At 72.2% G+C, this 23,033-nt stretch carries 21 protein-coding genes; 13 read left to right on the plus strand and 8 right to left on the minus strand.

From position 1 onward, the window contains the following. Window positions 1–14 precede the first annotated feature (14 nt). On the minus strand, window positions 15–1,127 hold the full coding sequence (locus N7925_RS20170; RefSeq protein ID WP_274346505.1) for a DUF5937 family protein: 1,113 nt from the start codon (window positions 1,125–1,127) through the stop codon (window positions 15–17). A 95-nt stretch (window positions 1,128–1,222) separates the two neighbouring features. Between N7925_RS20170 and N7925_RS20175 the strand changes: the two genes are divergently transcribed. Further along, window positions 1,223–1,423, plus strand: a complete 201-nt coding sequence (locus tag N7925_RS20175) for a hypothetical protein (protein WP_443032216.1) — start codon at window positions 1,223–1,225, stop codon at window positions 1,421–1,423. Between the two features lie 65 nt (window positions 1,424–1,488). Here N7925_RS20175 and N7925_RS20180 read toward each other — a convergent pair whose 3' ends face one another. Further along, window positions 1,489–2,652: a threonine aldolase family protein gene (locus N7925_RS20180; protein ID WP_274344691.1), complete on the minus strand. Its 1,164-nt coding sequence runs from the start codon at window positions 2,650–2,652 to the stop codon at window positions 1,489–1,491. 203 nt (window positions 2,653–2,855) lie between these two features. Here N7925_RS20180 and N7925_RS20185 point away from each other — a divergent pair, with 203 nt between their 5' ends. From N7925_RS20185 to N7925_RS20230, 10 genes are all read left to right on the plus strand, one after another. Further along, window positions 2,856–3,809, plus strand: a complete 954-nt coding sequence (locus N7925_RS20185) for a Rossmann-like and DUF2520 domain-containing protein (RefSeq protein WP_274344692.1) — start codon at window positions 2,856–2,858, stop codon at window positions 3,807–3,809. Window positions 3,810–3,846: 37 nt separating this feature from the next. Beyond that, window positions 3,847–4,866, plus strand: coding sequence for a pantoate--beta-alanine ligase (gene panC / locus N7925_RS20190; RefSeq protein ID WP_274344693.1), 1,020 nt, complete (start codon window positions 3,847–3,849; stop codon window positions 4,864–4,866). Continuing rightward, a complete protein-coding gene (locus N7925_RS20195) occupies window positions 4,863–6,554 on the plus strand; it encodes an L-aspartate oxidase (RefSeq protein WP_274344694.1) in 1,692 nt (563 codons plus the stop codon). The genes panC and N7925_RS20195 overlap by 4 nt, the downstream gene beginning before the upstream one ends. Window positions 6,555–6,702: 148 nt before the next feature. Beyond that, the gene (nadC, locus tag N7925_RS20200; protein WP_416222994.1) at window positions 6,703–7,749 is read left to right on the plus strand and encodes a carboxylating nicotinate-nucleotide diphosphorylase; all 1,047 of its coding nucleotides are present in this window, start codon (window positions 6,703–6,705) and stop codon (window positions 7,747–7,749) included. Further along, a complete protein-coding gene (locus tag N7925_RS20205) occupies window positions 7,749–8,546 on the plus strand; it encodes a type III pantothenate kinase (RefSeq protein ID WP_097915092.1) in 798 nt (265 codons plus the stop codon). The genes nadC and N7925_RS20205 overlap by 1 nt, the downstream gene beginning before the upstream one ends. Before the next feature lie 161 nt (window positions 8,547–8,707). Then, window positions 8,708–9,292, plus strand: a complete 585-nt coding sequence (locus tag N7925_RS20210; RefSeq protein ID WP_265603940.1) for a hypothetical protein — start codon at window positions 8,708–8,710, stop codon at window positions 9,290–9,292. Between the two features lie 82 nt (window positions 9,293–9,374). Continuing rightward, complete coding sequence (locus tag N7925_RS20215) at window positions 9,375–9,554, plus strand: hypothetical protein (protein ID WP_265600933.1); 180 nt, start codon at window positions 9,375–9,377, stop codon at window positions 9,552–9,554. Between the two features lie 132 nt (window positions 9,555–9,686). Further along, window positions 9,687–10,184: a BlaI/MecI/CopY family transcriptional regulator gene (locus tag N7925_RS20220; protein WP_274344697.1), complete on the plus strand. Its 498-nt coding sequence runs from the start codon at window positions 9,687–9,689 to the stop codon at window positions 10,182–10,184. A 9-nt stretch (window positions 10,185–10,193) separates the two neighbouring features. After that, window positions 10,194–10,763 carry an amino-acid N-acetyltransferase gene (locus N7925_RS20225; RefSeq protein WP_265600935.1) on the plus strand — a complete coding sequence of 190 codons (570 nt, stop codon included), beginning with the start codon at window positions 10,194–10,196 and terminating at the stop codon, window positions 10,761–10,763. A 144-nt stretch (window positions 10,764–10,907) separates the two neighbouring features. Continuing rightward, window positions 10,908–11,243 (plus strand): histone-like nucleoid-structuring protein Lsr2, encoded by a 336-nt coding sequence (locus N7925_RS20230; RefSeq protein ID WP_097869371.1) that lies wholly within the window; start codon window positions 10,908–10,910, stop codon window positions 11,241–11,243. On the opposite strand, the gene N7925_RS20235 is transcribed toward N7925_RS20230, so the two are convergent. After that, the gene (locus N7925_RS20235; protein ID WP_265600936.1) at window positions 11,222–11,824 is read right to left on the minus strand and encodes an SCO3374 family protein; all 603 of its coding nucleotides are present in this window, start codon (window positions 11,822–11,824) and stop codon (window positions 11,222–11,224) included. The two genes, N7925_RS20230 and N7925_RS20235, sit on opposite strands and share 22 nt — an antisense overlap. Window positions 11,825–12,274: 450 nt before the next feature. Between N7925_RS20235 and N7925_RS20240 the strand changes: the two genes are divergently transcribed. Next, complete coding sequence (locus tag N7925_RS20240; protein WP_265600937.1) at window positions 12,275–14,803, plus strand: ATP-dependent Clp protease ATP-binding subunit; 2,529 nt, start codon at window positions 12,275–12,277, stop codon at window positions 14,801–14,803. A gap of 91 nt (window positions 14,804–14,894) precedes the next feature. Here the strand turns inward: N7925_RS20240 and N7925_RS20245 are convergent, their stop codons facing one another. Both N7925_RS20245 and N7925_RS20250 read right to left on the minus strand, forming a co-directional pair. Further along, entirely contained in the window at window positions 14,895–18,203 is a 3,309-nt protein-coding gene (locus N7925_RS20245; protein ID WP_274344698.1) for a serine protease, read from the minus strand. Further along, window positions 18,200–18,631 (minus strand): trypco2 family protein, encoded by a 432-nt coding sequence (locus N7925_RS20250; protein ID WP_274344699.1) that lies wholly within the window; start codon window positions 18,629–18,631, stop codon window positions 18,200–18,202. Before N7925_RS20250 ends, N7925_RS20245 begins: the two co-directional genes overlap by 4 nt. Window positions 18,632–19,088: 457 nt before the next feature. Between N7925_RS20250 and N7925_RS20255 the strand changes: the two genes are divergently transcribed. Further along, a complete protein-coding gene (locus N7925_RS20255) occupies window positions 19,089–19,790 on the plus strand; it encodes a M23 family metallopeptidase (protein ID WP_265600940.1) in 702 nt (233 codons plus the stop codon). 245 nt (window positions 19,791–20,035) lie between these two features. Here N7925_RS20255 and cseC read toward each other — a convergent pair whose 3' ends face one another. From cseC to N7925_RS20270, 3 genes are all read right to left on the minus strand, one after another. Beyond that, window positions 20,036–21,373 carry a two-component system sensor histidine kinase CseC gene (gene cseC, locus N7925_RS20260; protein ID WP_265600941.1) on the minus strand — a complete coding sequence of 446 codons (1,338 nt, stop codon included), beginning with the start codon at window positions 21,371–21,373 and terminating at the stop codon, window positions 20,036–20,038. A 136-nt stretch (window positions 21,374–21,509) separates the two neighbouring features. Then, the gene (gene cseB, locus N7925_RS20265; RefSeq protein ID WP_274344700.1) at window positions 21,510–22,223 is read right to left on the minus strand and encodes a two-component system response regulator CseB; all 714 of its coding nucleotides are present in this window, start codon (window positions 22,221–22,223) and stop codon (window positions 21,510–21,512) included. Window positions 22,224–22,318: 95 nt separating this feature from the next. Then, window positions 22,319–22,996: a hypothetical protein gene (locus N7925_RS20270; protein ID WP_274344701.1), complete on the minus strand. Its 678-nt coding sequence runs from the start codon at window positions 22,994–22,996 to the stop codon at window positions 22,319–22,321. Window positions 22,997–23,033 lie beyond the last annotated feature (37 nt).

A 23,033-nucleotide genomic window follows, 5' to 3' on the forward strand; every position in this document is an offset into this window, starting at 1 on the left:
GAGCCTGGACGGGCTCAGCGCAGGACGCCCTCCAGGAAGTCGCTGCCGAGCCGGGCGACGACCGTCAGGTCCAGCTGGTGCAGGACGTAGCGGCCGCGGCGGCGCGTCGTGACCAGGCCCGCCTTCTTGAGCATGGAGAGATGGCGGGAGACCTCGGGGGAGGTGATGCCGTTGGAGTCGGCCAGCTCGCCGGTGGTGTACGGGGAGCGGGCCAGGTTGCGGCAGAGCCGCATCCGCATCGGGTGGGCCAGGGCCTCCAGGCGCAGCTGGAGCAGTTCCACGGAGGCGGGCGCCGGCAGGTCGGGCAGATGGACCGGGTAGTGGATCACCGGCCGCCAGCCCGGGGCGTGCAGCACCATCAGATGCGGCCAGCCGAAGCTGGTCGGGATGAGCGTCAGACCCCGGCCCACGCCCGGGTCGACGGCGGTGGTCCGGCCCTCGGACAGTTTGTCGACGTTGATCCGGCGCGCGCCCTCGTCCAGCGTCACGGCGGCCGACACCGCTCCGACCGCGTCGGCCAGTCCCTTGCGCCGCAGCAGCTCCGTCTTGTGCCGGGCGTCGGCGACCAGCTGGAGGGAGACCCGGCGCCAGGTGTCGGCGAAGAACGCCTGGTCGCAGTCCTCGAAGAGCCGCCGGACCCAGCCGCGTACGGAGGCGGGGTCGGCCAGCAGCCGCCGGGTGAAGTCCATCTGCCGCGGGCCGCGTGCCGCCGCCAGGTCCAGGGCGCGGCCCCGCATCCCCGCGTCTTTCAGCGGTGAGGGAGACCCGGCCCCGTAATGGCTGGCGCAGGTGAACTCCAGGGCCGCGGCGACGAACCGTTCGTCGTCCAGCTTGTCCAGCAGGTCCAGGTCCTCGGCGAGCGTCGCCCCGGTCCTGCCGTCGCCGCCCCGGATCCCGGAGAACGGCATGAAGATGTCGGAGTAGGTGTTCCGCCAGAGGAACTCCGCCTCCAGCAGCCGGTCCGCGAGGTCGGGCTCCAGGGCCGTCGCGGTCGCGGTGGCCCAGCCGTGCAGCCCCGGGTGGTGTCCGGGCTCGGAGAGCGCGTGCAGGGCGAGGCCCAGTTCGGCCAGGGGAGAGGTCGCGAAAACGACGCGGTCGGCGGGCAGGCCCGCGATGTCTATGTGCACGCTCACCTCTCCATAGTGGGGGTACGCGGGCGGGCCGTCGTGCCAGTTGACGGGGGCCGTCAATCCATGCGAGGTGCCGCCGTGACCCGCACAGGATGGGCCGCGTGAACGCCACCCAGCAGCACCTGCTCGACCTCCACCGCGCGGCCGGCCTGTCGCAGCCCGCGCCCCCGCCCCCGGGCCGCCACGACCGCTCGGTCCTGCGTGACCTGTACCGGCGCCTCCGCAGACCAGGCGCTTCCAGCGGGCCCGGCACACCCAGCGGGCCCGGCACACCCAGCCCGTCCGGCGTTTGAGGACGGAACCCCGGAGCTGGGGGGCGGGTCACTCGACAGGGCCCCGAGGCCGGGCGGCCCCCGGCCTACCGCGCCAGGTACCCCACGAACCCCGCCACCGCGTCCCGCACGTCCTCGGCCGACCACTCGAGTCCCGCCCCCGCCACCGTCACCTCGGTGCACGAGACCCCGGGCGGCAGCGCCGGCCCCGCCCCGCCCGCCCCCGCGAACCAGCGCCGGAACAGCGTCACGCCCGTCTCCTCGGCCTGCCGCACCGACGCCTCGTCCAGCACGTCGGCCCCGTACGGCAGCCAGACCTGGAACTGATGCGTGTGCGGCGGCTCCGGACGCACCCGGAACCACGGCACCCCCGACGCCGCGAACCCCTCCGCCAGCGCCCCGGCCACCACCTTCGCGTGGGCCACGTACGCCGGCAGGCGAGGCAGCTCCCGCTCCAGGCCCAGCAGCGCGGACAGCGCCGCCGGGTACTGCTGGAAGAGCAGGCCCCCGTACCGGTGGCGCCAGACCCGGGCCTCCTCCACCAGCGTGGAGGGGCCCGCCAGCACCGCGCCCGAGAGCCCGTCCAGGGACTTGTAGAACGACACGTACACGCTGTCCGCGAGGGCGGCGATCTCCGACAGCTCCCGCCCGAAGTGCGGCGTGCACTCCCACAGCCGCGCCCCGTCGAAGTGGACCACCGCGTCCCGCTCCCGGGCCGCCACCACCACCGCCGTCAGCTCCTCCCAGGACGGCAGCACGAACCCGGCGTCCCGCAACGGCAGCTCCAGCATCAGCGTCCCGAACGGCTCGGGGTGCTCCCGGACCTCCTCGGCGCTCGGCAGCCTCGGCTCGGACGTCGGATGCACCGTGCGCAGCCCGCTCACCGCGCCCAGCGCCCCGCCCTCGTGCAGCTCCGGGTGGGACAGGGGGTGCAGCGCCACCGTCGCGTCGCCCGTACGCCCCGCCCAGCACCGCAGCGCGATCTGCTGGGCCATCGTCCCGGTCGGGAAGAACGCCGCCGCCTCCTTCCCCAGCAGCCCGGCCACCCGCCGCTCCAGATCGGCGACGACCCCGCCCCCGTACACATCGGTCCAGTCCTCCGGATCGTGTACGGAGGCGGCGCCGGCGGCCAGCGACGCCAGCCGCTCGCCCAATGTGCCGTCCGCGCCCACCCGGGCCAGCGTCCGCCGCGACGCCCGCCACGCGGTCAGCCTGCGCCGCCGCCGCTCCTGCTCGTCCATGGTCACCATGGGACGATCATCACTCGGGCCTCCCACCGAGCGCCTGCCCATTTCCGCCCGGCGTCCCGACCGGCCCGGGGTCGGTCCGGGGTCGGCCCGGGAAAGTTATCCACAGGCTGTGGGTGGCCGGAGGGCTTCGCCGAAACGCTGGCGTAGCATGCAGAGAAATCGTCCGGTACCCCCCGCGGACTGGAACGGAAGGCCATCGCCGCGTGAACACACCAGTTTCCAGGGAATCCCTCGACGCGAGGGACCGCCCCGCCCGACTCACGGTCGGCGTCGTCGGTGCGGGCCGGGTCGGACCCGCCCTCGCCGCCTCCCTCCGGCTCGCCGGGCACCGCCCGGTCGCCGTGTCCGGCGTCTCCGACGCCTCCCGGCGCCGCGCCGCCGAGCTGCTCCCCGACGTGCCCCTGGTGGAGCCCGCCGAGGTGCTGGCCCGCGCCGAGCTGGTGCTGCTGACCGTCCCCGACGACGTGCTGCCCACGCTGGTCGAGGGCCTCGCCGAGACCGGTGCCGTACGGCCGGGCCAGCTGCTCGTCCACACCTCCGGGCGGTACGGGGCGAAGGTGCTGGACCCGGCGAGGCGTGCCGGGGCCCTGCCGCTCGCGCTGCACCCCGCGATGACGTTCACCGGCACCGCCGTCGACGTCCAGCGGCTAGCGGGCTGCTCGTTCGGCGTCACCGCCCCCGAGGAGCTGCGGCTCGCCGCCGAGGCCCTGGTCATCGAGATGGGCGGCGAGCCGGAGTGGATCGCCGAGGAGTCCCGCCCGCTCTACCACGCGGCCCTCGCCCTCGGCGCGAACCACCTGGTCACCCTGGTCGCCCAGTCGATGGAGCTGCTGGCCAGGGCCGGGGTCGCCGCCCCCGACCGGATGCTCGGCCCGCTGCTCGGCGCGGCCCTGGACAACGCCCTGCGCTCCGGCGACGCCGCGCTGACCGGCCCGGTCGCGCGGGGTGACGCGGGCACGGTCGCCGCCCACATCGGCGAGCTGCGCGAGCACGCCCCGCAGGCGGTGGCCGGATACATCGCGATGGCCCGCGCCACGGCCGACCGGGCGCTCGCCCACGGTCTGCTCAAGGCCGAGCTGGCCGAGGACCTCCTCGTCGTCCTGGCCGATCAGGAACGCCGCCCCGGCGGCGGCCCCAAACCGGGGGAGACCCGATGACGCCGATCACCCGCCGTATCGGACCGGGGGAGACCCGATGACGCGCACGGTCCGGCCCGCCCTCCTGCGCACCGCCGCCGAGCTGGACGCGCTGTCCCGCCCCGCCGGGGCCGAGCGGGCCGTCGTCATGACGATGGGCGCGCTCCACGAGGGGCACGCCGCCCTGATCCGGGCCGCCCGCGCGGGGGCCGGCCCGGACGGCCAGGTCGTGGTCACCGTCTTCGTGAACCCGCTCCAGTTCGGCGAGGCCGCCGACCTGGACCGCTATCCGCGCACCCTGGACGCCGACCTGGAGATCGCCGCGGCGGCGGGGGCCGACGCGGTCTTCGCCCCCGGCGTGGACGAGGTCTATCCGGGCGGGGAGCCCCAGGTCCGGATCACCGCGGGCCCCATGGGCGAGCGCCTCGAAGGCGCGGCCCGCCCCGGGCACTTCGACGGAATGCTCACCGTCGTCGCCAAGCTCCTCCACCTCACCCGCCCCGACGAGGCGTTCTACGGGCAGAAGGACGCCCAGCAGCTCGCCCTGATCCGCCGCATGGTCCGCGACCTGAACTTCGGCGTCCGGATCACCGGCGTGCCCACCGTCCGGGACGCGGACGGCCTCGCGCTCTCCAGCCGCAACCGCTTCCTGACCGCCGCGGAGCGGCACACCGCGCTCGCCCTGCCCCGCGCCCTGTTCGCGGCCCGCGACCGGCTCGCCGCCCAGCAGGCCCTGCACGAGCGGGCCCGGGCCACCGCGCCCGGCGGCGACCGGGCCGCCGGGCTCAACAGGCTCGGCGAGGCCCGCGCCGCCGCCGACGCCCAGGCCGTGGCGCTGGTCCGGCCGGGCGGGGCGCCCGCCGCCGTCCGGGCCGCCGCGCGGACGATCCTGGAGCAGGCCGCCGCGCGGGACAAGGCGCCGCTCGCCCTCGACTACCTGGCCCTGGTGGACCCGGCGGACTTCACCGAGATCCCGGAGGACCGCGAGAGCGGGGAGGCGATCCTCGCCGTCGCGGCCCGGGTCGGGGACACCCGCCTCATCGACAACATCCCCCTCACCTTCGGAGCCCTGACGTGACCGGAATACGGCTGACCGCCCCCGCCCCCGGTTGGGCCATCGACGCGGACGTCGTGGTGGTCGGCTCCGGCGTCGCCGGGCTCACCACGGCACTGCGCTGCGCCGCCGCCGGCCTGGACACCGTCGTCGTCACCAAGGCCCGCCTCGACGACGGCTCGACCCGCTGGGCCCAGGGCGGCATCGCCGCCGCGCTCGGCGAGGGCGACACCCCCGAGCAGCACCTCGACGACACCCTCGTCGCGGGCGCGGGCCTCTGCGACGAGGAGGCCGTGCGCACCCTGGTCACCGAGGGCCCCGACGCCGTACGCCGGCTGATCACCACCGGCGCGCACTTCGACACCACCGACAGCGGCGACATCGCGCTGACCCGCGAGGGCGGCCACCACCGCCGCCGCATCGCCCACGCGGGCGGCGACGCGACCGGTGCGGAGATCTCCCGCGCCCTGGTCGGCGCGGTCCGCGAGGCGGCCCTCCACACCATCGAGAACGCCCTGGTCCTGGACCTGCTCACCGACGCCGAAGGCCGTACGGCGGGCGTCTCGCTGCACGTCATGGGCGAGGGCCAGCACGACGGCGTCGGCGCGGTCCGGGCCCCCTCGGTCGTCCTGGCCACCGGCGGCATGGGCCAGGTCTTCTCCGCCACCACCAACCCCCCCGTCTCGACCGGCGACGGGGTGGCGCTCGCGCTGCGGGCCGGGGCGGAGGTCTCCGACCTGGAGTTCGTCCAGTTCCACCCGACCGTCCTGTTCCTCGGCGCGGACTCCGAGGGCCAGCAGCCGCTGGTCTCCGAAGCCGTACGCGGCGAGGGCGCGCATCTCGTCGACGGCGACGGCGTCCGCTTCATGCTCGGACAGCACGAGCTGGCCGAGCTGGCCCCCCGCGACATCGTCGCCAAGGCCATCACCCGCCGCATGCACGAGCACGGCGCCGAGCACATGTATCTCGACGCCCGGCACTTCGGGGCGCGGATGTGGGAGCAGCGCTTCCCCACCATCCTGGCCGCCTGCCGGTCCCACGGCATCGACCCGGTGACCGAGCCGGTCCCGGTCGCCCCGGCCGCGCACTACGCCTCCGGCGGCGTCCGCACCGACCTGCGGGGCCGCACCACCGTCCCCGGCCTGTACGCCTGCGGCGAGGTCGCCTGCACCGGGGTGCACGGGGCCAACCGCCTGGCGTCCAACTCCCTCCTGGAGGGCCTGGTCTTCGCCGAGCGCATCGCCGCCGACATCGCCGGGGCCCGCCCGCCCCGCACCGAACCGGCCGGGAGCCCGGACGCCGGCGCCCCCGTCCCGCTGCTGGCCCCCGAGGCCCGGGCGGCGATCCAGCGCGCCATGACCCGGGGCGCCGGAGTCCTGCGTTCCGCCGACAGCCTGGCCGCCGCCGCCGAGGAGCTGGAGGCCCTCCACCGCGAGGCCGCCGCCGACGCGGAGGGGCCGGGCGGCGCCAAGGCGGTCGTCCCCGGGGTCGACGCCTGGGAGGTCACCAACCTGCTCCTGGTCTCCCGGGTCCTGGTCGCCGCAGCCCGGGACCGCGAGGAGACCCGCGGCTGCCACTGGCGCGAGGACCGGCCCGACCGCGACGACGCCCACGGCCGCCGCCACCTGGTCGTCCGTATCGCGCCGGACCGCACCCCGGTCGTCCACCGCACGGAGACCGCCGCGTTCCCGCCCGTACGCCCGTCCGATTGAGCAGACTGCTGGAAGCAGCCGCACCGCCGGACACCCCAGGGCGGCACCGGCGGCACACGAGAATCACCCGCCCTACCCGCACCACCCGCCACGCCCCCGAGGAGCCGTCACCGTGAGCACGCCCGAAGAGAATCCGCGCCCCACACCCGTGGACGTACCGCTGATCAGCGTCGGCGCGCCCGCCTCCTCCGTACCGGCGGAAGGCGGCTGCGGCGACGGCTGCGGCTGCGCCGGCGACGACGGATTCGACCCCGAAGCGCTGGAGTGCGGCCTGGATCCCGCGCTCGCCCTGCTGCTGGCCCGGGCGGGGCTCGACCCCGTCCAGGTCGAGGACGTCGCCCATGTGGCGATCGAGGAGGACCTCGACGGCGGGGTGGACGTCACGACCGTGGCGACCGTCCCCGAGGACGCCGTGATCACCGGCGACTTCACCGCCCGCGAGGCGGGCACGGTCGCCGGGCTCCGGGTCGCCGAGGCGGTCCTGTCGATCGTCTGCACCGAGGAGTTCGAGGTCGAGCGGCACGTCGAGGACGGCGACCGGATCGCCCCCGGCGAGAAGCTGCTGACCGTCACCACCCGCACCCGCGACCTGCTGACCGGCGAGCGCAGCGCGCTGAACCTGCTGTGCCGCCTCTCGGGCATCGCGACCGCCACCCGCGCCTGGGCCGATGTGCTGGAGGGCAGCAAGGCCAAGGTCCGCGACACCCGCAAGACGACGGCGGGCCTGCGCGCGCTGGAGAAGTACGCGGTGCGCTGCGGCGGCGGCGTCAACCACCGGATGTCGCTCTCCGACGCGGCCCTGGTCAAGGACAACCACGTGATCGCCGCGGGCGGCGTCGCCGAGGCCTTCAAGCGGGTCCGCGCCGAGTTCCCCGAGCTGCCCATCGAGGTCGAGGTCGACACGATGGACCAGGTCCGTGAGGTGCTGGACGCGGGCGTCGACCTGATCCTGCTGGACAACTTCACCCCGGCCGAGACCGCCGAGGCCGTCGCCCTGGTCGCCGGCCGCGCGATCCTGGAGTCCTCCGGCCGGCTGACCCTCGACTCGGCCCGCGCCTACGCCGACGCGGGCGTCGACTACCTGGCGGTCGGGGCGCTCACCCACTCCTCGCCGATCCTGGACATCGGCCTGGACTTCCGCGACGCCGACGCTTCCGTGACCGACGCCTCCGTGACCGACGGGGCCGAGGCCTGATGCTGCTCACCATCGACGTCGGCAACACGCACACGGTCCTCGGCCTCTTCGACGGCGAGGAGATCGTCGAGCACTGGCGGATCTCCACGGACGCCCGCCGCACCGCCGACGAGCTGGCCGTCCTGCTCCAGGGCCTGATGGGCATGCACCCGCTGCTCGGGATGGAGCTGGGCGACGGCATCGAGGGCATCGCGATCTGCGCCACCGTCCCCTCGGTCCTGCACGAACTGCGCGAGGTCACCCGCCGGTACTACGGCGACGTCCCCGCCGTCCTGGTGGAGCCCGGCGTCAAGACGGGGGTGCCGATCCTGATGGACAACCCCAAGGAGGTCGGCGCGGACCGCATCATCAACGCGGTCGCCGCCGTCGAGCTGTACGGGGGGCCGGCGATCGTCGTCGACTTCGGCACCGCCACCACCTTCGACGCGGTCTCCCCGCGCGGCGAGTACACCGGCGGGGTGATCGCCCCCGGCATCGAGATCTCGGTCGAGGCCCTCGGCGTCAAGGGCGCCCAGCTCCGCAAGATCGAGCTGGCCCGGCCGCGCAGCGTGATCGGCAAGAACACCGTCGAGGCCATGCAGTCCGGCATCGTCTACGGCTTCGCGGGCCAGGTCGACGGAGTGGTGGCCCGGATGAAGAAGGAGCTGGCCGCCGACCCGGACGACGTGACCGTCATCGCGACGGGCGGCCTTGCTCCGATGGTGTTGGGGGAGTCCTCGGTCATCGACGAGCACGAGCCGTGGCTGACGCTCATCGGGCTGCGCCTGGTGTACGAGCGGAACGTCTCCCGGTCGTAGGGGGCGTCCGACCGAGCCCGGCGGTACCTGCGGGAACGGCCGGGGGCGGGAGCCGGGAGACCGCCGGGGTACGCCGCGCCACCGACGACCAGTTAAACGGATTTTGTCCATTTAGCACGTATTGTCGCGTTATGCCCACGCCCTACGGTTCACGAGGCGGCATGGCGTTCAGCGCGGACGAGCTGCGGGTGCTCCGACGTGCCCTTGCCATCGCCCTCCACCCCATGCCCCTGTCCGACGAGGACGTCCAGGACTGCCTGCGGCTCGCCGGCTCCGTGGACGAGGCGGCCGGCGAGGCGGGTCGGCTGCGAGCGTTCCTCCTCGCCGACCTCGCCCGCTACCGCAACGCCCTCCCCGGCTCCGCCGCCGGCTACCTGGAGCTGCTCCAGGACGCCCTGGCCGCCGGCTACGACCCCCGCCCGGACGATCTGGCGGCCCTGCGGGCCCTGCGCGGCGGGCGGCTCGCAGCGGCCCTCCTGGAGCGCTGCCAGGTGCTCGCCGAGCGTTCCGTACGGGCCCGGCTCGCCGGCCGCTCCGCCGGGCTCACGGCCCCCGGGCCGCGCAGCCGGCTGCTCGCCCTGCCCGGCGGCCGCGCCGCCGACCGGGAGCCGGACCGGCCCGGGACCCCAGCTGCCCCGGACCGCCCGCAGAAGCCGGGCGACCGCCCGATGCCCAAACCCTCCGAGGTCTTCCCGCCGCGCCGCCGTCCCGCGCCGCCCCCGTCCGAGGAGCGGGCGGCCGGCTGACCTCCACGCGGTATCCGACGCGGCGGCCTCCCACCGGGAGGTCGCCGCGTCGGGCCGTTCCGGGCTCGCTACTCTGGACGGCATGGACTACGTATCCGCGCTCGTGCCCCCCGTGGTGATGGCCGTCTTCTTCACCGCCGTGATCGTGATCATCGTCAAGAGCCAGGGCGGTCCGAACAAGACCAAGGAGGACGCCGTGGTGGACGCGGCGCTCGCCCGCGCGGAATCCGTAAAGCAGACCGCTCGTCCGGAGAATGTCTGATCGCGCGAGCGGCCCGTCCGCCCCGTAATCCTCCCGACGCGCATCCCCGGAGCGCACGGCTCATCGGAGCCGTGCGCTCTTTCGCTGTGTAAATACCAGAACATTCAGGACATCTGCCACTAAAGTGATCCTGTGCCCCGCCCATTGGGAGACCTCGAAGACGCCGTGATGACACGCGTCTGGCAATGGAACCGACCGGTCACCGTGCGGGAAGTCCTCGAGGACCTTCAGCAGGAACGGTCCATCGCCTACACGACCGTGATGACGGTAATGGACAATCTCCATCAGAAGGGCTGGGTCCGCAGGGAAGTCGACGGCCGGGCCTATCGATATACGGCCGTCTCCACCAGGGCCGCCTACTCGGCCGCACTGATGAACGAAGCCTGGTCACGCAGTGACAACCCCGCCGCCGCTCTTGTCGCGTTCTTCGGCATGATGTCCGCCGAACAGCGCGAAGCACTGCAGGACGCTGTTCGCATGGTTTCCCCCAGCCCCGCCGAAACCCCCGGCGGCCCCACCGAAACCCCCGACAGCTCCACCGAAACCCCTGGCAGCCCCGCGGAACCTACCGCCGGTGCCGCCGGAGATGACGCCCCGGCCGATGACGTGGAGCCGGAGAGCGGGAGATAGCGTCGGGGCATGTCCTCAGAGCAGCCGCAAAACGATCCGGATACCGAACTCCATACCGACCCGTCGGTAAATAAGCCCGCCATCACCGTCCGACGGGCCAGGACGAGTGATGTCGCGTCCGTACGACGGCTCCTCGACGGGTACGTGTCCGGAGGCATCCTGCTCGACAAAGCGACCGTCACCCTTTACGAGGACATCCAGGAGTTCTGGGTCGCGGAACGCGACGAGGACGCGACGGTCATCGGCTGCGGCGCACTTCATGTCATGTGGGAAGACCTGGCGGAAGTGCGGACCCTTGCCGTCGACCCCCGCATCAAGGGCGCGGGAGTCGGCCACCACGTACTGGACAAGCTCTTGCAGACCGCGCGATGGCTCGGTGTCCGCAGGGTTTTCTGTCTCACCTTCGAAGTGGACTTCTTCGCGAAGCACGGCTTCGTCGAGATCGGGGAGACGCCTGTGGACACCGATGTCTACAGTGAGCTGCTGCGTTCGTACGACGAGGGTGTCGCGGAGTTCCTCGGTCTCGAACGAGTGAAGCCGAACACCTTGGGCAACAGCCGGATGCTTCTGCACCTGTGATCTGCAGAAGGACCTGCAACCCTATGTCCGAATCGCGCACGTTTCCCGTCTTCTCGGGCCGCTGAACCCCTGCAGGGGGTTTGTGTTTTCGAGGGAAAAGCGGTTTCCTTTCCGCGTACTCCATTTTCGATGAAAGGAAATCCCGTGGCACAGAAGGTTCAGGTCCTTCTTGTCGATGACCTCGACGGCGTCGAGGCCGATGAGACCGTCACGTTCGCCCTTGACGGCAAGACGTACGAGATCGACCTCACCACGGCCAACGCGGACAAGCTTCGCGGCCTTCTCGAGCCCTACACCAAGGGTGGACGTCGCACCGGTGGCCGTGCCGCCACGGGCCGTGGCAAGGGCCGCGCCGTGACCGGCGGTAACAAGGACACCGCGGAAATCCGCCGGTGGGCGCGGGAGAACGGCCACAATGTGAATGACCGCGGCCGCGTTCCCGCCGAGATCCGCGAGGCTTACGAGAAGGCCAACGGCTGATCCGTTCCACCCCTTGTCGGCGCCCCGCAACGGGCGCGTGACAGCCGGACCCGATGGCATTCGGTTGCCGCGGCGTCCACCAGGCGTACGAGATCGGGGGCATCCCCACCGCTGCTCCCGAAGCCCGCGAGGGCCGGCAGCACGCTCTCGGGCGCACGCCTCGGCTCTGGGGGCCGCAGCCACACAGCGGCCCCCGGCGAGTCCCCCGGGGCGCCCGGGAGAGGCGGGGCCGTGACGCGGCCCCCCGCGCCCACGGCGGTCAGGTCCAGTGCGACCGGGCCCCACTCCAGCCAGTCGAGCAGCCCCGGCAGCTCATCGGCGCCGCCCGCGGCGACCAGCAGCCCCATCCGCGTACCGGACAGCAGAACGGGACCGGTGCGCACCCCGCGCCGCAGCACGGCGTGACCGGCCTCGGCGGGCAGCTCCAGCACATCGAAGAGCGCCCCGGTGAGCAGTCGCAGCGGAGTCCGCCCCGCGGTGGCCCAGCCCAGCTCCCTCGCGTACCGCTGAGCGAGTGCGGCATCGGCCGAACCCGGAGCGGCGTCGGGTGACGATCGGGGCTGGGGAACGGTGGGAGGCATGTCCGATGAACCGTCGAACCGCCTCCGGGGTTACGCAGGGTCCCCGAGCCATCACGTTCAGTCCTGGCTGTGGGGGCGCGCGAGAGCATTCAGCAGCGCAAGGATGTTCGCCCGTAGCGGAGGGAACCGGGGCGCGCCGCATGGACTGTCAGTGATTGCGGGTAAGACTTTCCTAGTGGGAAGGGGCGACACGCTGGCCGAGGCGTCTCACGTTCGCCATCGGCGTACTGGCGAAAGGGGTATCTGCCTGGCCTGCGGGAACATCGTCTCGCACCATCGGGTTGGAGCAGTTGTCAGCTGTTCGGCAGTAAGAATCCCCGCCCGGCGCGGGGTGATCCGGACGGATGTCGGCAGTTGGAATGAGCTGTCCCGTCCTGCGGGACTAGCATGCGGAAGGACTGGGAGGGGACCGACCCCTCACTGACCGACCGCTCTGAGGAGCGATTAACGATGTTCGAGAGGTTCACCGACCGCGCGCGGCGGGTTGTCGTCCTGGCTCAGGAAGAAGCCCGGATGCTCAACCACAACTACATCGGCACCGAGCACATCCTCCTGGGCCTGATCCATGAGGGTGAGGGTGTCGCCGCTAAGGCCCTGGAGAGCCTCGGGATTTCGCTCGAGGCGGTCCGCCAGCAGGTGGAGGAGATCATCGGGCAGGGGCAGCAGGCTCCTTCCGGTCACATCCCCTTCACCCCGCGAGCCAAGAAGGTCCTGGAGCTGTCGCTCCGCGAGGCACTTCAGCTGGGCCACAACTACATCGGCACCGAGCACATCCTGCTCGGCCTGATCCGCGAGGGCGAGGGCGTCGCCGCCCAGGTCCTCGTGAAGCTGGGCGCCGACCTGAACCGGGTCCGGCAGCAGGTCATCCAGCTGCTTTCCGGGTATTCGGGCGGCAAGGAGGCGGCCACCGCAGGCGGTCCCGCCGAGGGCACGCCCTCCACGTCCCTGGTGCTCGACCAGTTCGGCCGGAATCTCACCCAGGCCGCTCGTGAGTCCAAGCTCGACCCGGTCATCGGGCGCGAGAAGGAGATCGAGCGGGTCATGCAGGTGCTGTCCCGCCGGACCAAGAACAACCCGGTCCTCATCGGCGAGCCCGGCGTCGGCAAGACGGCGGTAGTCGAGGGCCTGGCCCAGGCGATCGTCAAGGGCGAGGTGCCCGAGACCCTCAAGGACAAGCACCTCTACACCCTGGACCTCGGCGCCCTGGTCGCCGGCTCCCGGTACCGAGGTGACTTCGAGGAGCGCCTGAAGAAGGTCCTCAAGGAGATCCGCACCCGCGGCGACATCATCCTGTTCATCGACGAGCTCCACACGCTCGTCGGTGCGGGTGCCGCGGAAGGCGCCATCGACGCGGCTTCGATCCTGAAGCCCATGCTGGCGCGCGGTGAGCTCCAGACCATCGGCGCCACCACGCTCGACGAGTACCGCAAGCACCTGGAGAAGGACGCCGCTCTCGAGCGCCGCTTCCAGCCCATCCAGGTCGCGGAGCCGTCGCTGCCGCACACCATCGAGATCCTCAAGGGTCTGCGCGACCGTTACGAGGCCCACCACCGGGTCTCCATCACGGACGAGGCGCTGGTCCAGGCCGCGACCCTGGCCGACCGGTACATCTCGGACCGCTTCCTGCCGGACAAGGCGATCGACCTGATCGACGAGGCCGGTTCCCGCATGCGCATCCGCCGGATGACCGCGCCGCCGGACCTCCGCGAGTTCGACGAGAAGATCGCGGGCGTCCGCCGCGACAAGGAGTCGGCCATCGACTCCCAGGACTTCGAGAAGGCGGCTTCCCTCCGCGACAAGGAGAAGCAGCTGCTGGCGGCGAAGGCCAAGCGGGAGAAGGAGTGGAAGGCCGGCGACATGGACGTCGTCGCCGAGGTCGACGGCGAGCTCATCGCCGAAGTCCTGGCCACGGCCACCGGAATCCCGGTCTTCAAGCTGACGGAGGAGGAGTCCTCCCGTCTGCTGCGCATGGAGGACGAGCTCCACAAGCGCGTCATCGGGCAGAAGGATGCCATCAAGGCCCTTTCGCAGGCGATCCGCCGTACGCGAGCCGGCCTGAAGGACCCGAAGCGCCCCGGTGGCTCGTTCATCTTCGCCGGCCCGTCCGGTGTCGGTAAGACCGAGCTCTCCAAGACGCTCGCCGCATTCCTCTTCGGCGACGAGGACGCGCTGATCTCCCTCGACATGTCGGAGTTCAGCGAGAAGCACACGGTTTCCCGTCTCTTCGGTTCGCCCCCCGGCTACGTGGGCTACGAGGAGGGCGGGCAGCTCACCGAGAAGGTGCGCCGCAAGCCGTTCTCCGTCGTCCTCTTCGACGAGGTCGAGAAGGCCCACCCCGATATCTTCAATTCCCTGCTCCAGATTCTGGAGGACGGTCGCCTGACCGACTCCCAGGGTCGGGTCGTGGACTTCAAGAACACGGTCATCATCATGACGACCAACCTCGGGACCCGGGACATCTCGAAGGGCTTCAACCTGGGATTCGCGGCCCAGGGCGACGTCAAGACGAACTACGAGCGGATGAAGACCAAGGTCAACGAAGAGCTGAAGCAGCACTTCCGGCCGGAATTCCTCAACCGTGTCGACGACACGGTCGTCTTCCACCAGCTGACCGAGGAAGACATCATCCAGATCGTCGACCTCATGCTCGCCAAGGTCGACGAGCGCCTCCGGGACCGCGACATGGGCATCGAGCTCAGCGGCGAGGCCAAGATGCTGCTCGCGAAGAAGGGCTACGACCCCGTGATGGGCGCCCGGCCGCTGCGCCGGACGATCCAGCGGCAGATCGAGGACATCCTCTCCGAGAAGATCCTCTTCGGCGAGCTGCGTCCCGGTCACATCGTGGTCGTGGGCACCGAGGGCGAGGGTGACGAGAAGACGTTCACCTTCCGCGGCGAGGAGAAGTCGGCTCTGCCCGACGTCCCGCCGATCGAGCAGGCGGCAGGCGGCGCCGGCCCGAACCTCACGAAGGACGCGTGACGCGCGCCTAGGGCGTGAGCCCGAGCGTGTGTGAAGGGGCTGCCCCGGAACCGGTATCCGTACCGGTCCGGGGCAGCCCCTTTTCGGTGGGTCAGTACCGGGTGACGGTGAGCCGGTCGCCCAGGCCCTCCGCACCGACGACGCTGATCTGCTCCCGGCCGGAGACCGTCACGGTGAGGCCGGGCCAGTCGGCGACCGCGGTCAGGTCCAGGCCGCCCGCGTGATCCGAGACGTCCAGGGTGAGGTGGGCGACCCCCGGGAAGTGGGCCCGGACGAATGCCGGGACCCGGCCGCCCCGCGGGGGCTGGACGCTCAGTTCCTCGACGGTCGGCAGGGCCGGCGCGCCGGTGGGCGGTTGCTGCCAGGGAAAGGCTCTGAACGTCAGATCGGTGATACGCGGATGGGCCGCCAACGCCGTGAGCGCCGCGTTCCCGTCGCTCAGCTCGGATACTTCCAGGGCGGTCAGCGACGGCCAGGCGCCCAGGGCGTCCAGCACGAGCGGCCGTCGCGAGACGAGGACGAGATCCACCACCGGGGGGTGGGGCGCGATCTCGCTGAGCCGATCCGCCGCGAGTCCGGTCAGCTCCAGGGATTCCAGTGCGGCGGGCAGCACCGTGGAGAGGGCGATGTGCGCGGTCGGCAGGGCCGAGACCTCCAGGCACAGCGTCCTCAGGGCGGTCAGCTCGCCGAGAGCGGCAAGATCCCGGATCCCGGGACAGCCTTTGACTCTCAGGTACGTCAGAGACGAGGCGGCCGGCCGAAGACAGGCGAAGCCGGTCAGCGAGGCGTTGTCGTCCATGACGAGGTGGTGCAGCTGCTTGCCCTCCAGAGCCGCGGCGATTTCCGCATCGGGCGCGTCCACCTCCAGGTGCAGATACCGGAGGTCTCCGAGGTGCCGCAGGGCCGCCAGCCGCCGACGGTCGCTCACGAGGGGATAGGACCCCGAGAGGTCGCATCGGGCCAGGACCTCGGAGGCGTACTCCTCGGGCGGAAAGCTCTCCCACGCGTACGCCAACCGCACGCCCAGTCCGGGGTGGGCGGACAGCCAGGACCGGGCGTGCGGCACCGCGGCGGCTCCCCCGATCTCGACGATCAGGTCCACCGCGCACTCGACGGTGCCATCGCCGGACTTCACCGTCGCCGGGTCCGGCAGGAACTCCAGCGCCGCACGGCCCAGCCGGACCAGGGCGTTCACCTCGTCGGTGTCCATCGGCGGGAACGTCTCCGCCGTGCTCCGGTGCACCCGTTCGCGCAGCGCTCCGTCCAGCCATGCCGCGTGCTGGGCGCACAGGGCGGCGAGGACATGGAGGTCCATGCGTTCCAACGACGCCTCCTCGCATGCCAGTCCCCTGTCCAGCAGGCCCTCGACCAGCAGGCCCAGTTCGCGCCGCCCGCAGTGCCCCGACGCCAGCAGGACCACGTCCTGCCAGGGCTCCTCGACCGCGTGGCGGAGCAGTTCGCCCAGGTGGTCGTCCTCGATGAGTTCCTTCGCGGCCAGGTAGTCCTGGAAGGTGCGGTGAATGAACTGGTAGGTGTCGTCGGTGTGTTCCTGGAGCAGGCCGCTGCGGTTGAGGAGGTGGGTGAGGATCTTCTCCGGCGGGCCCTGGGCGCCGACCCGTTCCATCCCCGCCAGCGCCCGGTCGAGTTGGCGCAGCGCCTGGTCCCGGGTGAACTCCGACTGGCCCTCGCGGACCAGCCAGACCGCGATGCGCTGGAGGAGCTGGGTGGATTCCTCGACGTCCAGGTCGATGCCCTCGGGGCTTCCGATCCGGCGGCGGTGGTCGCGGTGGCCCAGCAGCATCTCCAGGGCCGAGCGGTACAGCTTCCAGCGGGTCTCCGGGAGGAAGCCGTCGCGGCGGCGGTGCAGGGCGCAGATGACCGCGCAGAGCAGCGGTGTACGCGCCAGGTCACGGAGCGTGGGGTTCTGGTCGAACTGGTGCGAGAGGTCGCGCTCCAGCTCGTCCAGCCGTTCGGCGTCGTCCGGCTCCGACAGCAGGGCCGCCCGGTGCCAGGAGGCAACGAACGCCTGGATGTCCTCGCTCCGCATCGGCAGCAGACGTAATTCCGCGAAGCCTTCCGACCGCAGCCAGTCCGGATCGACGGCGAGGGGCCGTACGGTCGCGACGCACCGGGTGTCCGGGTAGCGGGCCAGCAGCCGGGCGAGCCAGGTGTGTGTCTGCTCGCGGTCCTCCGGCGGTACCTCGTCCAGGCCGTCCACCAGCAGTAACGCCCGCCCGGACTCCAGCACCCGGCCCGCCCAGCCCTCCGGGGCCGTGTCCACCACCAGGTCCGCGGCGCTCGGCAGCTCCGCCGGGGCCGGGAACGTCACCCCACGCGCCCGCAGCGTGCGCAGGGGCACCACGAAGGGGATCAGGCCGTTCAGCGGGGTCAGTGCGTCGCCCAGGGTGCGGGCCGAGGCGTGGGCGGCCAGCCACCACAGCAGCGTGGTCTTGCCCGCGCCGGCCTCGCCGCGCAGCAGGGCCCGGGGGCGGTCGGCGAGAAGGGCGTCGATGCGCTTGGGGAGGGGCGGGGCGGCCTCCGTGACCCCGGGGTGCTGTGCGGCAACCCCCGGGTGCTGGGCGGCCCGGTCCTGCGTCTCTGTCTGCGCCACGGCCTCCAGGCTGAGGTAGGCGGTGTCCAGGTCCCACTCGGTGTCGTGCCGGCTCAGCTCGTCCAGGCCGAAGATCTTGGTGCGGCGGTAGGCGACGCCGAGCGCCTTGGCGTACTCCGCCTCGTACCGCAGGTCGCGCGGGAAGCTGCCGTGGACGCGTTCCTCGCGCAGGTCGACCCCGGTCCGCCGGTAGACGAGGCGGAACGGGGCCGCCGCCAGGACCGGGGCGAGCGGGACGCACTCGACCCGGCGGCCGTCGCGCTGCTGCGGGACCTGGCGGGCTATGCCCAGCAGTACGTCCCCCATGAAGACCGGGCCGCCGGAGAGTCCGGCCAAGGGGGGCGGCTCGTCGTCCGGGCGGGCTGCGGGCGGGCCGTCGAGGTCGCAGACCAGCAGGTCCCGGACCCGGCCCGCCAGGGGCAGGACGGTCGCCGTGTACTGGTCGGCCTCCAGGCGCTGGCCGCGGCCGTAGCGCTGGACGCGGGGGAAGCCGGTGATCTCGCACTCGGGTATCGCCTGGCGGGTGTCGACCACGCCGAGCCGTACGGGCGGGACCGGCCGCACCGGTTCGACGGCCTCCAACAGGGCCACGTCCAGCCGGTAGTCGATCCAGGCGACGGTGGCCCGTACGCGGTCGGAGATGGCCGGGTGGGCGATCAGGACGGACCCGGACTTGACCACGTGGGCGCAGGTGAGGACCAGCCGGTCGGTGAGCAGGACGCCGCTGCCCTGCTGGATCGCGGTGACGACCACCGTACGGTCGGCGGGGTGGACGACGGGAGGGCTCATGTACGGGAGGCCCCGTCACCGAACCCCGCCGTCGACCCGTCGTCCTCGGTCCCGATCTCCCAGGCCTCGCCCGTCGCGGCGTTGCGCGGGGTCAGGGTGAAGGCCACCTTGTGCGTGCGGCCCGTGGTGCGTGCGGCGTCCGCACCCGCCTCGACCACCCACGCCTTCACCTTGCCGCCCGCCCTGGCCTCCCGGCGCAGTTCGAGGGTGAACTCCATCTGGATGTCGCCGACGGCGAAGGAGACCGGGTGGTCGGTGGCCCGGGTCGCCGCGTCGATGAGCTGGTTGCGGATGGACGCGACGGCATCGGCGAGCTCGATGCCGTCCAGCGAGTGGCTGTCCAGCGCGTGGCTGTCCGGGAGGCGGGTGTCCGGGAGGCGGGCGTCTGGTGTGCGGGTGTCCGGTGTGCGGGTGTTCTCGGCTGTCATGGGGTCCCCCGGGGGTGCGGTGCCGCTTTCCCGTCAGCGTAGTGAAGCAGCGGGCCGAAGGTCCCGAATCGGAAGGACTTGGGTCCCACCGGCGGTGACAAGGCGCACAGCCCCCAACAGGCCTACTACCCGGGCTAGGAGAAAGGGCCGTGATCGGTCGCGGGACCTTCGGCCCGGCGCCGACGGGCCCTTCCGAGGGGCTGGCCGGTACAGCACTTTCGCGGTGCCATGTCCGGAAAAGGCCCCACGGAACAGGTGTTAAACCGACTTCCGCGTGCAGGATTTCGTGGCCGCGCGATCTTCTCGTAAGGGGACAAGCGCGATGAATTCCCCCGACCCTCTCTACGGCTTTTCATCGTAGATGGGGTGTTTGAGCACCGGCGGGGGTGCGGGTTACCAAGGTGGAGCAAGCCCGGACAGCACGCCGGGTCCACTCACCTTCGGAGGACTTCCTCGTATGAAGCGCGCAACGAACCAGCACACCGTCCGCCCGTCCGCCTTCCGCGTCCGTGGCGCCGTCCTGGCCGCCGGCCTGGGAGCGTCCGTGGTGCTGGGTGCCGGAACGGCGTTCGCCTCCGGCGGCACCGAGGCCGCCGCTCCCCTGGCCGCGGGCACGACCGCCAACTCCGTCGCCGCGCAGGCGACCGCGCAGGGCAAGGCTGCCGAGGCCGCCGCGAAGAAGGCCTCCGACGCGAAGAAGAAGGCCGAGGACAAGAAGAAGGCCGCGAAGAAGAACGCCGCCTCCTGGAAGACCCCGGTCAAGAAGTACACGCTGAGCGCCAGCTACGGCACCGGCGGCGCCCGCTGGGCCTCCAAGCACTCGGGCCAGGACTTCGCCGTGCCGATCGGCACCACGGTCACGGCCGTCCACAAGGGCACCGTCGTGAAGGCCGGCCCGAACGGCGCCGGCGACGGCCCCGCGTACGGCAACGCTGTCGTGATCAAGCACTCCAACGGCAAGTACTCGCAGTACGCGCACCTGTCGAAGGTCAACGTGAAGGTCGGCGAGACCGTGAAGACGGGCGAGAAGATCGCCCTGTCCGGCAACACCGGAAACTCCAGCGGCCCGCACCTGCACTTCGAGATCCGCACCAGCCCGAACTACGGCTCGGCGCTGAACCCGGCCGCGTTCCTCCGCTCGGTGCACGTCTCCATCTGATCCGGCCGGCGTAACCGCGCGACACCGCCGGCGCCCTGAGCACCCGGCGGACGCGCAGCACAACCGAAAAGAGTCAGTGGACCCGTTACACCCCGGTACCCGGGGCGTGCGCCCGGGTCACCCGTCCGACGGCGACGTCGAGGACAGCCTCACGGCTCACTCCTCGGGGTCGCCGTCGGCGTTCCTCCACGCCGTCCACCACGCCGTCCACCGGGCGTCCGGCTCAGTCCACCGTGCCGCCCGGCTCAGTCCGACGCCTGCCGCTGGTCCGCCATCCGCAGCACCGGGAAGCTCCCGGTGACCGTCGGCGCGTGCTCCGGCAGCCACAGCACCGCGATCGCCCCGCCCGTGCCCTCCGCCGCGCCCGAGGGCGCCGCGTTGCGGAAGGTCAGCCGGGCCCCCAGCACTCTCGCCTGACCCGCCGCGATCGTCAGGCCGAGACCGTGCCCGTGCCCGGCCCGGTCCATGCTTCCGGTACGGAACCGGCTCGGCCCGTCCCGCAGCAGCTCCTCCGGGAACCCCGGACCGTGGTCGCGGACCCGCACCACCCGGCCCTCGACCGTGACCTCCACCGGGGTCGAGCCGTGCTTGGCGGCGTTCCCCAGCAGATTGCCGAGGATGCGCTCCAGCCGGCGCGGATCGGTCGACACCCACGACTCGTGCACCACCCGCACGGTCACCTCGGGGTTCAGCAGCCCTATCCGGCGGCTGACGAACTCGCCGAGCGGAAGCTCCTGGAGCTCCGCCCGCTCCGAGGCGCTGTCCAGGCGGGCCACCTCCAGCACGTCCTCGACCAGCGTCCGCATCGCCTGCGCCCGGTCCCGTACCAGCTCGGTGGGGCGGCCCGGCGGCAGCAGCTCGGCCGCCGTGAGCAGCCCGGTCACCGGGGTACGCAGCTCGTGGGCGATGTCCGCGGTGACCCGGCGCTCCGCCTCGATCCGCTCGTTCAGCGCGTCGGTCAGCGCGTCGACCGCCCGCGCCAGCTCGTCGGTCTCGTCGCGGACGACCCCGCCGACGGCCTCCCTGACCCGTACGTCCGTCTGCCCCTGGGCGACCCGGCCCGCCGCGGCCGCCGCCTTGCGCAGCCGGCGCGAGAGCTGGCCGCCGATGAGGACCCCGAGCGCGCAGCCGCCGAAGACCACCGAGACCGAGCCGATGATCAGGGCCCGGTCCAGGTCGTCCATGATCGTGGCGGAGCGGTCCGCGAACCGGGAGTGCAGCGAGAGCACGTCCCCGCCCGCCAGCGGCACCGCCGCCCAGACCTCGGGGACCCCGTCGGACCCCTGCGTCACATGGGTGGCCCGGCGGTTCTTGCGGACCTCGTCGCGCAGGCTCGGCGGGATCCTCGGGTCGTTGAGCTTCGCCCCGAACTTCGGCCCGCCCTTCTGCATGCTCGTCGCCTCGTAGAACCGCTGGGCGCCCAGCAGCCGCTCCAACTGCACCTCGCGGGCGTTCTCGATCATCGAGACGCGGGCCGCGTTGTGCACCACGAGGCTCAGTGCCACCGCGACGAGCGCGCCCACTGCCGCGATGGCGATGCTGATCTTCCAGCGGACTCCGGTCCGCAGGGCCAGCCGCTTCATGCGCGCCCCACCGTCCGCTCGCTCCGCTCGGTCCTCTCGGTCGGCTCCGGCCTCTCCGTTCGCTCCGCCCTCTGGGTCCGCTCCGGCCTCTCCGGCCGCTCTGTCACCACTGGCTGCTCTGTCCTCGCGGGCCGCTTCATCCGCGCAGCTTGTAGCCGAAGCCGCGGACCGTATCGATCCGGTCCTGGCCGATCTTGGTGCGCAGCCGCTGGACGTGGACGTCCACGACCCGGGTGTCGCCGCCCCAGCCGTAGTCCCAGACCCGCTCCAGGAGCTTGTCGCGGGACAGGACGGTGCCCGGCGCGGACGAGAACTCCAGCAGCAACCGCATCTCGGTGGGCGTCAGCGCCACCTGCTCACCGGCGCGCCGCACCTCCATGCCGTCCGTGTCGACCTCCAGATCACCGAAGACCAGCACCCCGCCGAACGCCTCGGCGTCCGCCTCCGCACCGCCCTGGCCCAGCCCGTCCGGCCCGGCCGCGTGGCCGAAGCGGCGCAGCACCGCCCGGATGCGGGCGACCAGGACCGCGCCGTCGAAGGGTTTGGTGACGTAGTCGTCCGCCCCGGCCTCCAGGCCCAGCACCACGTCGATCGAGTCGGCCCGCGCGGAGAGCATGATCACCGGGACGGTCGACTCGTCCCGGATGCGGCGGCACAGGCTCACCCCGTCGAGACCCGGCACCATCACGTCGAGCAGGGCGATGTCCGGCCGGTCGGCGCGGAACGCCTCCAGACCGGAGAGCCCGTCGGGCATCGCGGTGACCGTGAAGCCGACCCGCTCCAGGGCCAGCTGGGTGGCCTCGCGGATGACGTCGTCGTCCTCGACGAAGAGGACGTGGGTCTCGGCCATGGGGCTGCTTCTCGCTTTCGGTTCCCGCCCGGTTGCACCGGCACGACTTCGGTTCCCGCCCGGTTGCGCCGGCACGACTTCGGTCCTGCCCGGTCTCAATTCCTGCCCTGCTCCACCGGAGCGTCCGACGGAACCGGTTCCACCGGGTCCACCGGTTCCGATTGCACCGGCAGGTCGCCGTCCGTGCCCTCGACGGCGCGGCTGAAGTCGTTGTGCACCCGGTCGTGCTCGGTGAAGCGGTCGCTCGCCCAACGGTAGGTGACCACCTCCGAGCCGGACGGGTACGCCAGCGGATCCTTCGACCCGTAGACCTGGGTCGTCACCACCAGGTCGCCCCGGTCGATCGTTCCGTAGACGGCGGGCACCTCGGCCGCGAAGACGTTCCTGTACGAGCCGTCGCCGTCCGCCCGGTACACATACGTTCCGACGCCCACCGAGTCGGCGCAGCTCATCACGTTGACGACCACGTCGGCGGCCCGGCCGCCGGTCATCGACCCGTAGGAGGTGTCGATCGGATAGGCCTTGCCCGCGCAGGGCTTGAGCCCGTCCCTGACCTGCTCGCCCACCTTGGGGTCGCCCTCGAGCAGCCGCACGGCGTCGACCCGCCTGACGGGCGGGGTCGTACCGGAAGGGCTGGCCTGGGGGGTGATCTGGGCGACCGGCTGACTGCCGGCGGGGCCCTCGTCCCGGGTGCCGGTGCCGCCCGTGGAGCAGCCGACGCCGAACAGCCCGAAGGCGACGAGTCCGGCCAAGGCCGTGCCACTCGCCGCCATACCGCTCCGGATGCCCCGGCTCCGGCCCGATCTCCCC

The sequence above is a fragment of the Streptomyces sp. CA-278952 genome, from assembly GCF_028747205.1.
GTDB lineage: Bacteria > Actinomycetota > Actinomycetes > Streptomycetales > Streptomycetaceae > Streptomyces.